Genomic DNA, 15219 nt, shown 5'->3' on the forward strand with positions numbered 1-15219 from the left:
CAAGGCATAATGTCCATAAAATAGAAGTGTCAGTGAACTTGTTTGGCCTGACACTTTCTTTATCAAGGCCCTTTCTTTAAGGTTGGGCCGCCGTGTCTGCCGATATTTGTACTTTGATAAAGCCCTATATCGCGACAGATGAGTCTATTTTTTTGTTATGGAAGCACTCAGCGTGAAATCAAGCGGTCTGTTGCCATGGTGTCTGGCGCTGTTATGCGCCGCAAGTGTTCAAGCCAATGCCGAAACCCAGGATTTCAAAGTCAGTGATATCCGGGTTGAAGGCCTACAACGCGTCTCAGCGGGCACCGTTTTTGCGGAGTTACCACTGCGCGTCGGTCAAACTGTCGATACTCAGGCATTAAGTGATGCGGCCAAAAAAGTGTTCAAGTCGGGGCTATTTGATGACCTGAAACTGGCACGCGACCATGATGTGCTGATTGTCAAAGTTCAGGAAAGGCCGATGCTGTCTGCCCTCGACATTGAGGGTAACCAGAAGGTTTCAACTGATGATCTCAAGGCTGGACTAAAGCAAACGGGGCTTGAAGAAGGACAAGTCTTTCGACGCTCAACGCTGGAAAAGATCCAGCTGGAACTGGAGCGGATGTATCATGCCCAAGGCCGTTATAATGCCAGCATCACTACCGATGTTGAAAAAATGCCACGCAACCAAGTCAAGGTTTCCATCCAGATCAATGAAGGGACCGTCGCGACCATCAAGCGTATCAACATCGTCGGCAACCACGCCTTTGATAATGACACCCTCCTAGGTCGCTTTGAGCTTGAAGAAGACAGCCCCTGGAGCCTTTTTTCTTCTGCCGACCAGTATTCAAGAGAAAAACTGACAGGTGATTTAGAGAAGCTCCGCAGCTGGTATCTAGATCGCGGTTACCTCCGCTTCTCCATTGAATCCACCCAAGTGTCCATCAGCCCAGACAAGCAAGATATTTATATCACCGTCAATGTCCATGAAGGCGATCGTTACAAAGTCAGCCAAGTCGATTTAGCCGGTGATTTAATTTTAGACAAATCAAAACTCGAGCCATTAATTGCTCTTCAGGCCGGGCAAACCTTTTCCCGCTCCCTGATGACCGCCAGTAGTGAAGCGATCCGTCAGCGACTGGGCGCTGAAGGCTATACCTACGCGAATGTCAACGGCGCGCCTAATATCGACGATGAGAAAAAAGAAGTCGCCATTCGATTTGTCGTGGATCCAGGCCGACGTCACTATGTCCGCCAGATCAGCTTCCGCGGCAATGTCACCACTCAGGATGAAGTCCTGCGTCGCGAAATGACACAGATGGAGGGAGGCTGGGCTTCAACAGATAAGATTCAGCAATCCAAGGCTAACCTTGAACGTCTGGGCTACTTTAAAACCGTCAATGTTGAAACCCATAAAGTACCGGGGCGAAGTGATCAAATCGACGTTGATTATAATGTTGAAGAGCAAGCCTCAGGCTCTATTTCTGCCAGTGTAGGCTACTCACAAAGCAGCGGCATTATTTATGGTGCCCAACTCTCGCAACGCAATTTCCTCGGGACCGGCAATACGGTCAGTGTGGGGGCGAACAAGAGTGACTATCGCACCAGCTATAATTTCAATTACTACAATCCTTATTACACCATTGATGGTATCTCACGAGGCTATGACGTCTTCTACCGTAAAACCAATTACGATGAAACCGACGTCTCCAACTTTGCCACTGATACCTATGGTGCCAATGTCACTTACGGCTACCCGATTAGCAACGACACACGCCTAAGCCTTTCTCTCGGGTTTGATGAAACACGTATTCGTGCAGAAGAAATTGGTGGCGCTATTGCCGTCCAGGAAATCACTGAATTCACCGATGAATATGGCGATGACTTCTGGGCTTGGAAAGCAACCGGTCGCTGGACCCAAAACCGCCTAAACAAAGGGGTGCTGGCCACAGCGGGGAGCTACCAAACCGTGTCATTGGAAGTGGCTGTCCCCGGCAGTGATTATACATTCTATAAACTCAACTATCGGGGCCAGAAGTACTTCCCTATCGCCCAAGATTGGTCCTTGAAATTTAGAACAGACCTGGGATACGGCGCTGGTTTTGGCGACTATAAGCGCCTGCCCTTTTATGAGAACTACTACTCTGGGGGCTTAGGCTCGGTACGCGGCTATGAATCCAATACCCTAGGCCCCCGCGGCACCCCTTCCGCCGCCGCCCGTGCTGATGGCGAGGATGGCGACCCGTTCGGTGGCAATATACTGGCCGAAGGCTCTATTGAGCTGATTTTCCCGCTGCCCTTTGTCGAAGATCAAAGCTCAATGCAAACCACCCTATTCCTGGATGGCGGCACCGTATTCAGCGATGACTGTTATGACGTCAGTACCGACTGTTCATCAGGCATTTCAGGCGATGAACTTCGTTTCTCGACCGGGATTGGCTTAACTTGGTTAACGGCTTTAGGCCCATTGACCTTCAGTGTGGCCAAAGCCCTTAACCCAGATGATGAAGATGAAACGCAATTTTTCCAGTTCTCACTGGGACAAACGTTCTAAGCCAGTCTGACGCATTATCAGACGACATTTTAAAGCGATATCAGGTCGGCCCAACCGGATAAAGCACGAACAGGACAGACAGGAGCAACTTATGCAACCTACTCAAATCAGTCGTATTAAAGTCGGTATTGTGGCACTGATGCTGACACTACTCGCCCCCTTGGCTGTAGCGGATACCAAAATTGCGGTTTTTGACTGGCAAGCCGCATTGATGGGCGCAGAGCAAGTCAAAAAAGAATTCAAAGATATTGATGATAGCTTGGCTGATGATGAAGCCCGTGTACGTCAGCTAGCGGAAGAAGGTCGCAGTAAACAAGAGCGCCTGAAGCAAGATGGTGCCATTATGAGTGAAGACGATAAACGCAATTTGCAGCAAGAAATTCGTGATCAGTCTCAGGAATACCAATTCCTGGTCAACAAGCTGCAGAAATCCCGTCAAGAGCGCCGTCAACGCATTGTTGAGCAATACCGCCCCCAGCTTGAAGCGGCCGTTCAGGCTGTACTCAAATCTGAGGACATTGATTTACTGCTAGATCGTCAGGCGGTGACTTTTGCCAAACCGGATCTGGATATTACTCAGCAGGTCGCAGATCAATTGAATAAAACTGAGTAACCAAGCGCACTCATAACAGTCACACTTTTCCACACAAGCACGCCTAAGAGGCGTTTGTCAGGGGAGCGTGAGACGGGCATAATGCGCCCTCTTGACGTTCCCCTCATGCTAGAACCATATCTGGACCCATGTCTAAAACGACCGAACTGACACTGGCTGCACTGGCTGAACAGCTGGACGCTGAGCTACAAGGCGACCCCGATTATCTTATTCGGGGTCTTGCACCGCTTGCCGAGGCCAAACCAGACCAGCTGAGTTTTCTCAGCAATCCACAATATCGCCCACAACTGGATACCTCCCATGCAGGTGCCGTCATTCTGCATCCGGATATGGCCGAACATTTCAATGGCAATAAGCTGCTGCTTGAAAACCCCTACCTGGGATTCGCTCGCTTAAGCCATCGGTTTGATCAGCAACCCATTCCAGTGAAGGGGATTCACCCTAGCGCGCGTGTCGCCGAAGAGGCTCAAGTGGACCCTTCTGCGGCGATTGCCGCGGGTGCTGTGATTGAAGCCGGTGCGATCATTGAAGCGGATTGTATTGTCGGTGCCAATGCCGTCATTGGGGCTTATTGCCACCTGGGCGCAGGCACTCATGTCTACCCCAATGCCACTTTGTACCATAACGTCCGTACTGGCCAACGCTGCCTGATTCATGCCAATAGCGTCATCGGCGGAGATGGTTTTGGATTCGCACATACCGGCCAAGCTTGGGAAAAAATCGCCCAGCTCGGCGGTGTTGTACTTGGCGATGATGTTGAAGTCGGTGCCTGTACCAGCATTGATCGCGGCGCCTTAGGCGATACCATCATCGGCAATGACGTTAAAATCGATAGCCAGGTACAGATTGCTCATAACGTTAAAATTGGCGACCACTCGGCTTTAGCAGGCTGTGTCGGCATCGCCGGGTCAACCCAAGTGGGTCAGTATTGCATGCTAGGCGGCGGCGTTGGCCTCTCCGGTCACTTGCATATTACCGACGGTGTACAGATTACAGGCATGAGCCTGGTCACTGGCTCAATCGAGGAGAGAGGTATTTACTCCTCAGGAACAGGCGCTATGCCCAACAAGGCATGGCGAAAAAATGCAGTTCGCTTCAAACAACTGGATGATATGGCTCGTCGCCTGCGCCAGCTTGAACGCCAGCTACAACAACTGGAAGGTCACACCCAGGAGTCATAACCCTGGTGTTGTAGGCCGGGTGTTACCCACACACCCTCGATAATAGACAGACAGCTGAGTCGGCCTGACCGACGTGTCATTGAAAGGTTGCCATTACCATGGTCATGGATATTAACGAAATTCGCGAGTACTTACCCCACCGCTATCCTTTCTTGTTGGTGGATCGCGTCCTCGAGATTGAGCTAGGCGAGTCGATCAAAGCATATAAAAATGTCACTATAAATGAAGAACTGTTTAATGGACATTTCCCCCATCACCCGATTATGCCGGGCGTTTTAATTATTGAAGCGATGGCCCAGGCGGCCGGTATTTTAGGCTTTAAAACAGTCAACAAATTGCCGCGTGATGGCTATATTTATTATTTTGTCGGCTCCGATAACGTCCGTTTCAAACGACCCGTAATGCCGGGGGACCAACTTCACCTGGAGGCCCGCGTGGTCAAGGAGAAGCGCGGCATATGGAAATTTGCATGCCGAGCCCTGGTCGAGGGTGAGGTGTGCTGTGAAGCTGAGATCCTCTGCGCGGAGAAAAAGGTTTGAGTCGAATCCATCCGACAGCCCTGATTGACAGCAGGGCAAAGATTGCCGACGACGTCAGCATTGGCCCTTATACGATTATCGGTCCAGATGTTGAAATCGGTGCTGGCTGCGAAATTGGCCCCCACGTTGTGATCAATGGCCCCACTCAGTTAGGACAGCGCAACCGGATTTTCCAATTCGCGAGTATCGGTGAAGCTTGTCAGGACAAGAAATATGCGGGTGAACCCACGCGCCTGATTATGGGAGATGACAACGTCGTCCGAGAGAGCGTGACACTCCACCGTGGCACCGTGCAAGACCGAGGGGAAACGACCATTGGGAGTCGCAACCTCTTTATGGCGTATGCTCATGTAGGCCATGATTGCATCATTGGTGACGATTGTATTTTTGCTAATGCTGCCACCCTGGCGGGCCACGTCAAGATCGGGAACTTTGCGATTCTTGGCGGTCTCTCGGCCATCCACCAATTTTGCCATATGGGCGACCATGCCATGGCGGGCGGTGGTTCCATTATCACCAAAGATATCGCCGCTTATGTCATCGTCAATGGCAACCCCGCTGAAACCCATGGCCTGAACCTGGTCGGTCTTCGCCGCCGCGGCTTCAGTAAAGAGGCCATTAAAGCGCTGAGCCAGGCCTATAAATTGGTCTTTCGTCAGGGGCTTACGCTTCAGCAAGCTATTGATGCACTAGAGCAAATGACACCTGCTCCAGAAGAGCTCCAAGTGTTTATCGATTCATTGAAGTCTTCTCAGCGAGGGTTAACCCGCTAATTCCATGGCCTCTCCCCCTTCCCTTAAGGTTTATCTCGTCGCTGGAGAAGTCTCCGGCGATATTTTAGGTGCTGATCTGATGCATGCGCTCCAAGCGCGCTATCCACAGGTCGAGTTCCGAGGCTTGGGTGGTGAAGGCATGATCGCGGCTGGCCTCACGAGCCTATACCCATTAGAAACACTTTCGGTGATGGGGCTGGTCGAAGTATTAAAACACCTGCCCCGACTGATCAAAGTCCGCCGCCACCTCTATCAAGATGCATTGGCGTGGGGTGCTGACTTGATGGTCGGTATTGATGCCCCGGATTTCACTTTGGGGCTAGAGAAGAAACTACGGCAAACAGGCGTTAAAACCGTTCACTACGTCAGCCCATCGGTGTGGGCATGGCGCCAGGGCCGCATCAAAGGGATTCGTAAAAGCGTTGACCTGATGCTGACATTGCTGCCGTTTGAAGCGGAGTTTTACCATCAGCACAAAGTGCCCGTCGCCTTTGTCGGCCACCCCACGGCAGACCGTTTACCGTTAACACCGGATCGAGAATCGGCTCGCCATCAGTTGGCGCTCCCGCTCTCATCACCTATTCTGGCCTTACTGCCTGGCTCACGGGGCAGTGAAGTGGAGCGAATGGCGCCCATTTTCTTAACCACGGCTCAACAGTTAAAAGCCCATTACCCTGCGCTAAGGTTTTTATTACCCGCCGCAACGCCTGCACGCTATCAGCAACTCAGCGAGCTACTGAAAGAGATCCCGGTAGATGACCTTCAATTGCTAGAAGGTCAAGCGGATCAAGCACTCACTGCTGCAGATTGTGCACTGCTGGCATCAGGTACGGTGGCGCTGGAAGCCATGCTGTGCAAAACCCCGATGGTGGTGGCTTATCGTTTGGCTCCCATGACTTGGTGGCTAGCCCAGAAACTGGTCAAAACCCCTTATATCAGTTTGCCAAACCTGCTAGCACAATCTTCGTTAGTACCTGAACGCCTTCAGGATCAGGCCTCGCCTGATCAACTGAGCCAAGATATTCAACAATGGCTAGATGATCCCGCACAGCGAGAAGCGCTCACTCGCACGTTTACTGAATTACACGCCCAGCTCAAGCAAGGCGCAGGCCAAAAAGCCGCGCAAGCCATTACTGAGTTGATGGAAGGGGACCACTGATGCCGACTGAAGCATGGCCCGAGATTGAGATTCCCTATACCGGTCTTTATCTGGCAGGTATGGATGAAGTTGGGCGCGGACCTCTTATCGGAAATGTCGTCACCGCTGCCGTCATTTTAGACCCTCAACAGCCTATCGAAGGCTTGACCGACTCCAAGAAACTGAGTGAAAAACGCCGAGAGCAATTTTTCGATCAGATTATGGCTAAAGCCCTTTGTGTGGGGGTTGGCGAATGTACGCCACAGGAAATCGATACACACAATATTCTGCAGGCCACCTTTATCGCCATGGGACGTGCTCTTGACCAACTCGCGCCGGCCCCCGAGTATGTCTTGGTTGATGGCAACAAGATGCCACCCAAACTTCGTTGCCCTGGGCAAGCGGTGGTTAAAGGCGATCTACGTCACCCGGCCATTTCGGCGGCCTCGATCATCGCCAAAGTTATTCGTGACCGACAGATGCATGCATTACACGATCAGCATCCAGTGTATGGGTTCGATCGTCATAAAGGTTATCCCACCGCGCAACATCTAAAAGCGCTAGAAACCTATGGCCCATTACCTGAACACAGACGCAGTTTCGGCCCCGTTCAGCGTCAGCTCAACTTGTTTTAATCGACTCATTTTGAGTTAATCGTTTTAACCTAGCAGGCTCATTCATCTCATAGGGTTAAGCTTCACCCAAGGCTCTCTTCAATGATGGCAGGGTGACAGACCTAGTGAACGATACGAGCCGCGCGACGCTCACTGCGTCGACTTTGAGTTATCGGAAGAGTATTCACCATGACACCGCGTTTTGTGCACCTTCGAATTCATACCGAATATTCATTGGTTGATGGTTTGGTTCGCCTCAAGCCTTTAATCAAGCATGCGGCTAGTCATCAGATACCTGCACTTGCAGTGACGGATGAAAGCAACCTCTTTGGTCTGGTGAAGTTCTATAAAGGCGCACAAGGCTCAGGCATCAAGCCTCTGATTGGCGCGGACCTTTGGGTGCGAAACCCTGAAGATCCAGATCAACCTTACCGCCTACCGCTGCTGGCCATGAATGCGCAGGGGTATAGCAACCTGACAGAGCTAATCTCTCGTGGCTGGGTTGAGGGGCAATATCATGATCACGCCCTGCTAGAACCGGAATGGATTGCAGCACAATCGGAAGGGCTCATCGCACTCTCGGGAGCTCGTGAAGGAGAGGTTGGGCGCTTATTGATCAACGGTCATCCACAGGCGGCCCGCGAGCGCTTGGACTGGTGGATGTCCGTCTTCCCTGATCGTTTTTATTTAGAACTTCAACGTACCCACCGCCCAGGGGATGAAACCTGCGTTCACGGCAGTGTGGACTTGGCCCAGGCGACCCAGTGCCCCGTCGTTGCGACCAATGATGTCCGCTTTATCGAAAAAGAAGACTACTGGGCTCATGAAACCCGTGTCGCCATTGGCGAGGGTCGGGCGTTAGATGATCCGCGCCGTGAAAGACGCTACTCCGAAGAGCAATACCTGAAAAGCGCCGATGAAATGGTCGAACTCTTTCAGGATATTCCGGAAGCGCTAGAAAACAGTGTTGAGATTGCTAAACGCTGCAATGTGGATGTCCGGTTAGGCGAATACTTCCTGCCGGAGTACCCGATTCCCGAAGGTATGGGCATGGACGACTTTTTTCGCAAGGTCTCCCATGACGGCCTGACGATGCGCCTGGGTAAGCTTTATGACACGACCCGGCCAGACATGCCTGACATCGAAGCGCGCTATCGGAAACGATTAGATTTTGAGCTCGATACAATTCTTCAGATGGGGTTCCCCGGTTACTTCCTGATCGTAATGGACTTCATCAAATGGGCCAAGCAAAACGGTGTCCCGGTGGGTCCAGGCCGAGGCTCGGGGGCGGGCTCATTGGTCGCTTACTCTCTGGAAATCACCGATCTAGATCCGCTTCAATATGATCTCCTATTCGAGCGATTCCTAAACCCTGAACGTGTGTCCATGCCCGACTTTGACGTCGACTTTTGCATGGATGGACGCGACCGCGTCATTGACTATGTTGCAGAGCGCTACGGGCGAGATGCCGTTTCCCAGATTGTGACCTTTGGCACAATGGCGGCCAAAGCCGTTGTTCGAGACGTCGCCCGGGCTCAAGGCAAGCCCTATATGGTTGGGGACCGCCTATCGAAACTTATTCCATTTGAAGTCGGAATGACGCTCGAAAAGGCTTATGAACAGGAAGAAGCCTTACGCGATCATTTGGCCAGCGACGAAGAATCCCAGGAAATCTGGGAGATGGCCCTCCGCCTGGAAGGGATTACTCGCGGTACAGGTAAGCATGCCGGCGGTGTCGTCATTGCACCGACTAAATTGACCGACTTCTCACCACTCTTGTGTGACGAAGAAGGTAACGGCCTCGTTGTTCAATTTGATAAGAACGATGTTGAAGAGGCAGGCTTAGTTAAATTCGACTTCCTCGGTTTAAGAACCTTAACCATCATTGATTGGGCCCTCCGTGATGTCGACAAGGTCCGAGCACAGGAAGGCCTGGGACCGCTTGATATCAGCACGATCCCGCTCGATGACAAGCCCACTTTTGATATGCTCAAGCGGGCTGAAACCACTGCGGTTTTCCAGCTTGAATCACGTGGTATGAAGGAGCTCATTAAAAAGCTTCAGCCGGATAACCTTGAAGATATGATCGCTTTGGTGGCCTTGTTTCGTCCTGGCCCATTGCAATCGGGCATGGTGGATGACTTCATCAACCGAAAACATGGCCGTGCCGAGCTTGCTTACCCCCACCCGGATTACCAACTGGCGTCACTGCAACCCGTCCTGGAGCCCACCTACGGCATTATCCTGTATCAGGAACAGGTCATGCAGATTGCCCAGGTCATGGCAGGCTTTACGCTTGGGGGCGCAGACATGCTCCGCCGCGCCATGGGTAAGAAAAAGCCAGAAGAGATGGCCAAGCAGAAAACCATCTTTTTGGAAGGCTGTAAAAACAACGGCATTGATCAGCACCTTGCTGAAAACATCTTCGATCTGGTCGAAAAATTTGCGGGTTACGGCTTCAACAAATCGCACTCAGCCGCTTATGGTTTAGTCTCTTATCAAACCGCTTGGCTCAAAACGCACTATCCCGCACCTTTCATGGCAGCGGTACTCTCCACTGAGATGAACAACACCGATAAAGTGGTGACCTTGGTGGAAGAAGTGCGCGCGATGAAACTCACCATCACACCGCCTGATGTCAACACCGGCAGCTGGAAGTTCACGGTGAATGAAAGTGGCGAGATCGTCTATGGCTTGGGGGCCATTAAAGGGGTCGGGGAAGGCCCCATTGAAGCGATTGTAGAAGCACGAGCTGAAAGCGGTGACTTCAAAGACCTATTTGATTTCTGCCATCGCGTTGATCTAAAGCGTCTAAATAAACGTACGTTGGAAGCGCTCATTCGCTCCGGTGCTCTGGATAAACTCGGTCCGAACCGTCATGTCATGATGGCCGCTTTGGATGATGCCATCCGTGCCGCAGATCAGGCTGCACGCAATGAAGATTGCGGCATACAGGATCTCTTTGGCAGTTTTGATGCCCCAAGTGAGACAGCGGCAGAAACCCACGATCCTTTCGCAGATTACCGCCGGACAACCGGTTGGAGTGACCGCGAGCGTTTGGAAGGTGAAAAACAAACCCTTGGACTGTATCTCACGGGTCACCCGATTGATCAGTACGAAACAGAGTTGCGCCATTTTGTCAGCCAACGTATCTGCGATTTAAAACCCGCACGCGAGTCCCAACGAATTGCTGGACTCATCGTCGCCGTTCGCTTTATGAAAACCAAACGAGGCGATACGATGGGCTTTATTACACTGGATGACCGCAGTGCCCGCATTGAAGTCTCTGTGTTTGGTGAAACCTTCCAGGCCACGCGAGATTACCTACAGGCTGACAGTCTGATCGTGGTCGAAGGAGAAGTGCGGCAAGATGATTTTTCTGGTGGACTGGCAATGCGTGCGCGAGAAGTCACGCCTTTAGAAGCCGCACGAAGTCATTATGTGTCGGCGATTCGTTTGCAATTGAATGCTGCTCAGTGTGATCGACACCTGGCTCAATCATTGACCGAAACACTAAGCCCTTATCGCCAACCCGAAGGGGGCCTACCGGTCAGGATCGACTACCATAACGGCGCTGGACGGATTAACTTACAACTCGGCCCTCACTGGCAAATTACGCCCAGCGACGCCGCCGTGGAGCAGTTGATCAAATGCTTTGGCCCGAAACAAGTCACGCTTGAATATCGCTGATTACGCTTTAAAGTAGACGAGTCATTGGCTCATCAATGACCCGTTATGTTGGATGGAAATAAGGACCCAGTGTCGTGAGTCGGGCCACAAATGAACAATGCAAAGTGACGATCATTAGACGTTCACGACAATGGCGTTGCGAATAGATACTCTCATGGGGTTTTTCACCGAGGTGAACTTGGCATATAGTGTGCATCCTTGCTCGTCAGCACGATATGTTACGCTGTGACGACACCAGGATTAAGCTTGCCGCAAGAACTCGATTAGTTCACACGGTAGGCCTCATGATCTCAAAGAACCTGGGCCGCGCGCCCACAAGCAGACAACGCCCATGAATCTTAACTATCTCGACTTCGAGCAACCTATTGCCGAATTGGAAGCCAAAATTGAAGAATTGCGGCTGGTCGGCAACGACAATGACATCAACATCAATGAGGAAATTCAGCGCCTACAGGAGAAGAATCTCAAGCTCACCGAGCAGATCTTCACCAACCTGAGTGCGTGGCAAGTCTCACAAATTTCCCGTCACCCCCAACGGCCTTATACCCTGGACTACATCAAGTTAGCCTTCGATGACTTTGATGAGCTTCACGGTGATCGTCATTTTGCCGATGATGCCGCTATTGTTGGGGGAATCGCCCGCTTAGATGGCCAAAGCGTCATGATCATCGGTCATCAGAAAGGTCGGGAAGTCAAAGAGAAAGTTCGCCGTAATTTTGGCATGCCACGCCCTGAGGGCTATCGCAAAGCACTACGCCTGATGCAAATGGCCGAACGCTTCAAAATGCCGATTTTGACCTTTATTGATACGCCTGGCGCTTACCCGGGTATTGATGCCGAAGAGCGTGGCCAATCTGAAGCCATTGCCTTTAATTTGGCCCAGATGTCCCAGTTCAAAACACCGATTATCGCCACAGTTATCGGTGAAGGCGGGTCTGGCGGCGCCTTGGCGATCGGAGTATGCGATGAATTGATGATGTTGCAATACAGCACTTATTCGGTGATCTCACCGGAAGGCTGTGCCTCCATCCTCTGGAAAAGCGCTGATCGTGCTTCAGATGCCGCAGACGCCATGGGCCTGACCGCTGAACGACTACAAGAGCTCGGCTTTGTCGACACTCTGGTCCCAGAACCCATGGGCGGGGCACACCGCAATCCAGAAAGCATGGCTGAAAGCCTCAAGGCCGCATTGAAAAATGCACTGGCCCGCCTAGATGACCTCGACAGTGATGCCTTAGTGGATCGCCGCTATGAGCGACTCATGAAATACAGCTCACTCGAGAGCTAATAGAGCACGGAGAAAAAGCATGACCCCGACGCCCGACCTGATTCGTCGGGCGCTGGATGCCCTGCCAGATGCCCCGACTCATCTTTTTGTCGCTTACAGCGGCGGCCTGGATTCTCTTGCATTACTCCAGCTGACCGCCGAATTTGCACAGTCTCACTCACTCCCCATCACCGCATTGCATGTCCATCATGGTCTCTCTGATCAAGCCGATGACTGGGTTCAGCATTGCCAACAGCACGCGATGAGACTGCAGCTCCCACTCGACGTCGAATATCTTGAGTTCGATGCTCGACAGAATCTAGAAGCCAGAGCCCGCCATGCCCGCTACGCTTTTTTTGAGCGCCACTTGAATCAATCCGGTCATGTTTTATTAATGGGCCATCATCAACAAGATCAAGCGGAAACATTGATATTGCGTTTGATGCGAAGTGCAGGGCTAGAAGGCCTTTCTGGAATCCCTGAAAAACGGCGCCTTGGTCATGGTTGGTTAGTGCGCCCTTTACTCAATCAAACCAAAGCAAGCTTACAGCATTGGCTTGAACAACAATCGTTGAGCTGGATCGAGGACGAAAGTAACCAGTCACTAGCGCATGATCGCAACTTTATTCGTCACCAGATCTTGCCTCGCTTGGAATCTCGCTTCCCAAAAAGCCAGCAGCGTCTTGCACAATCTGCCCATTGGTTAGCCGATAGTCGCTCAGTGATGCATGAATGGCTGGAAGAAGATCTCCAACACTGCTTATTAAGACCTCATTGCTTGTCGATCCCGCAGCTTAAGCGTTATTCCCCTGCCCGCTGGCGCCATCTGTTGCATTACTATTTACAGCGACAAAAAGCCCCTATCTTGCCTTACAAGCGTTGGGAGGCGGTGTCTCAACTCCTAGCAGCACGCCCGGATGCGATGCCTGAAGTACAGTGGGGCCATTACGCCATGCGTCGATATCGAGACCAACTCTGGATCGCCCCTTGGCACCACTTCGCTCCCTTACCTGAAGGCTGGACACAGGATTGGGATGGACACCCTCCATTGCACACCCCCGTAGGCGCTTTCACCGCAGAACGTCTGACGGTCGAGTCTTCTCAAGAGACGGCTCTCTTACCTGGCAACTATCGAGCCACTAAACGACAAGGGGGTGAACACATTTGGATCCCCCATCGCGGTCATGTGGAATTAAAACAGTGGTATCAGGAAAAAGGCGTTCCGCCTTGGGAGCGCCAGCGGCGTCCACTGATTTGGTCGCAAGATCAGCTCATCGCCGTTGGTAGCCCTCTGAATGAGCCGTAACACTCTCTGTCACGGCTCATCAGGGTATTATTGTGCGGTAGAACGGAATTGCTGAATAAACGCTTCTGAATCTTTAATCGACACTTCCATCTGCCGGATCAGTTGATCGACATCTTGACGAATATGCCCTAGCTCACCTTCAAGCGCGCCGATCGCCTGCGCATTCAGGTTGTGCTTAAGAAACAACATTTGATCCTCAAAAGCAGACAGGACCGGCGTCATTCGATCTTCAGCTTGTCGCATACTCTTCATTAATTGCTGATAGTGGTGCTCAGTATTCTTTAACTGACGTTCACTGGATCGGCGTAAACTTGCACTGTCATAGCGACTCAGTTCATCCTGCCACTCATCGAAGAGTGCTTCGGCGACATCCTGAACCGCATCAATCCGCTCATGCACTTCGTCAGCGGCGGCCTCACTCTGCTCATAAGCCTCACGGACCTGCTCATATTTAGCTTTCAGTGGGGTATCCGGCACATCGACTACTTGTTGAAAACGCTCCAATGAGGAACGAAATGTGTCTTGAGCTTCATGCTGAGCATCACGAGCGTCCTCAACACGATCCACCATAATATCGCGCTTTTCGATCCCCAGCTTTTCCATGGTGGCATAGTACATACTGCTACAGCCTGCCAACCATAACAGGCTGAACAAGACGCCCAAGCGCCATACACTAGATACACTCACCTGCTCGTGATACCGCTTCGTCAAACATCCCACTGGGCTCTCCTATTTCAAAGGCTTTCATTGATATCAATTCAACATAGCAGCACGCCAAGATAATCGGCGTTCATGACGCTTAAAACGCAGCAATGTACCGTAAAGCCATCGCACACCCAAGTCACAACTCAGCCTCCAGTATCATTCGACGTCACTCTCATGCCTCTAAGCGTGTGCACTGTTATGACCCATCACGGGATTTCCCAACAATAGCGCTCAACAGTAGCGCTCAACAACAAAGCTCAATAACCGAGTATGGCATCTAGACAACACAAACAATAAGAATTATCATTCGCACTAATACGAAGCTCACTGGAGACGGTGATGTTCCAATGGAAGCGAGCCATTCTGGCGGGCAATAAAGCATTTGATCAGCAAGATTTTGCGCAAGCTGAACGTCACTATCAAAAAGCACGTCTGGAAGCCGAACGCCAGTTGAGAAACCCACGTGCAGACTGGGATGCCACAATCGCGGCACTGGTAATTAGTTACCAGAATCGCGCTCAGATTTACCTCAACCAAGCACAGTATCAGCCCGCCATTGATATTTACTGGCAGCTCTATCGCAACCTCAGTCAAGCCTCTTATGCAGACTGGGTGTCGATGGAAGATCAACAACGACTCAAGACCATTTATCGTCGTCTGGGCAGTGAATTAATGAACGCACTCCCCAGAGAGCACCAGATATTTCGCCAAGCACGTCCATTAATTCATGCGCTGATGCATCAAGACAACAACTTAGATGCCCTCGCGGTTGCACACTGATCTCGGTCTCATGTGCATTTTACGCACGGATTGAATAATTCACAGAACCCATAAATTTCAGAACGAAGGCGCGATAAGGC

General features: G+C 51.4%; 12 protein-coding genes. 11 read left to right on the top strand and 1 reads right to left on the bottom strand.

Going from position 1 to position 15219, the window contains the following annotated elements; translation table 11 throughout:
• The first annotated feature begins 157 nt into the window (after positions 1-157).
• The 10 genes from bamA to tilS all read left to right on the top strand — a co-directional run bounded on the left by bamA (position 158) and on the right by tilS (position 13654).
• Positions 158-2533 carry an outer membrane protein assembly factor BamA gene (bamA, locus tag BFW38_RS12585; protein WP_068999208.1) on the top strand — a complete coding sequence of 792 codons (2376 nt, stop codon included), beginning with the start codon at positions 158-160 and terminating at the stop codon, positions 2531-2533.
• A gap of 91 nt (positions 2534-2624) precedes the next feature.
• Positions 2625-3146 (top strand): OmpH/Skp family outer membrane protein, encoded by a 522-nt coding sequence (locus BFW38_RS12590; RefSeq protein WP_068999209.1) that lies wholly within the window; start codon positions 2625-2627, stop codon positions 3144-3146.
• A 128-nt stretch (positions 3147-3274) separates the two neighbouring features.
• A complete protein-coding gene (lpxD, locus tag BFW38_RS12595) occupies positions 3275-4327 on the top strand; it encodes a UDP-3-O-(3-hydroxymyristoyl)glucosamine N-acyltransferase (RefSeq protein WP_068999211.1) in 1053 nt (350 codons plus the stop codon).
• 98 nt (positions 4328-4425) lie between these two features.
• The gene (gene fabZ, locus BFW38_RS12600; RefSeq protein ID WP_068999213.1) at positions 4426-4866 is read left to right on the top strand and encodes a 3-hydroxyacyl-ACP dehydratase FabZ; all 441 of its coding nucleotides are present in this window, start codon (positions 4426-4428) and stop codon (positions 4864-4866) included.
• Positions 4863-5639, top strand: coding sequence for an acyl-ACP--UDP-N-acetylglucosamine O-acyltransferase (gene lpxA, locus BFW38_RS12605; RefSeq protein WP_245686148.1), 777 nt, complete (start codon positions 4863-4865; stop codon positions 5637-5639). Before fabZ ends, lpxA begins: the two co-directional genes overlap by 4 nt.
• A 4-nt stretch (positions 5640-5643) precedes the next feature.
• Positions 5644-6798 carry a lipid-A-disaccharide synthase gene (gene lpxB / locus BFW38_RS12610; protein WP_068999215.1) on the top strand — a complete coding sequence of 385 codons (1155 nt, stop codon included), beginning with the start codon at positions 5644-5646 and terminating at the stop codon, positions 6796-6798.
• Entirely contained in the window at positions 6798-7412 is a 615-nt protein-coding gene (rnhB, locus tag BFW38_RS12615; protein ID WP_068999217.1) for a ribonuclease HII, read from the top strand. Before lpxB ends, rnhB begins: the two co-directional genes overlap by 1 nt.
• Positions 7413-7580: 168 nt before the next feature.
• A complete protein-coding gene (gene dnaE / locus BFW38_RS12620; RefSeq protein WP_068999219.1) occupies positions 7581-11081 on the top strand; it encodes a DNA polymerase III subunit alpha in 3501 nt (1166 codons plus the stop codon).
• A gap of 331 nt (positions 11082-11412) precedes the next feature.
• A complete protein-coding gene (gene accA / locus BFW38_RS12625) occupies positions 11413-12369 on the top strand; it encodes an acetyl-CoA carboxylase carboxyl transferase subunit alpha (RefSeq protein ID WP_068999221.1) in 957 nt (318 codons plus the stop codon).
• Positions 12370-12388: 19 nt separating this feature from the next.
• The gene (gene tilS, locus BFW38_RS12630) at positions 12389-13654 is read left to right on the top strand and encodes a tRNA lysidine(34) synthetase TilS (RefSeq protein ID WP_068999223.1); all 1266 of its coding nucleotides are present in this window, start codon (positions 12389-12391) and stop codon (positions 13652-13654) included.
• Positions 13655-13681: 27 nt separating this feature from the next.
• On the opposite strand, the gene BFW38_RS12635 is transcribed toward tilS, so the two are convergent.
• The gene (locus BFW38_RS12635) at positions 13682-14341 is read right to left on the bottom strand and encodes a DUF2959 domain-containing protein (RefSeq protein WP_245686149.1); all 660 of its coding nucleotides are present in this window, start codon (positions 14339-14341) and stop codon (positions 13682-13684) included.
• A 357-nt stretch (positions 14342-14698) separates the two neighbouring features.
• Between BFW38_RS12635 and BFW38_RS12640 the strand changes: the two genes are divergently transcribed.
• Complete coding sequence (locus BFW38_RS12640) at positions 14699-15139, top strand: hypothetical protein (RefSeq protein WP_068999225.1); 441 nt, start codon at positions 14699-14701, stop codon at positions 15137-15139.
• Positions 15140-15219: the final 80 nt, after the last annotated feature.

Source organism: Terasakiispira papahanaumokuakeensis (assembly GCF_001709345.1).
GTDB lineage: Bacteria > Pseudomonadota > Gammaproteobacteria > Pseudomonadales > Halomonadaceae > Terasakiispira > Terasakiispira papahanaumokuakeensis.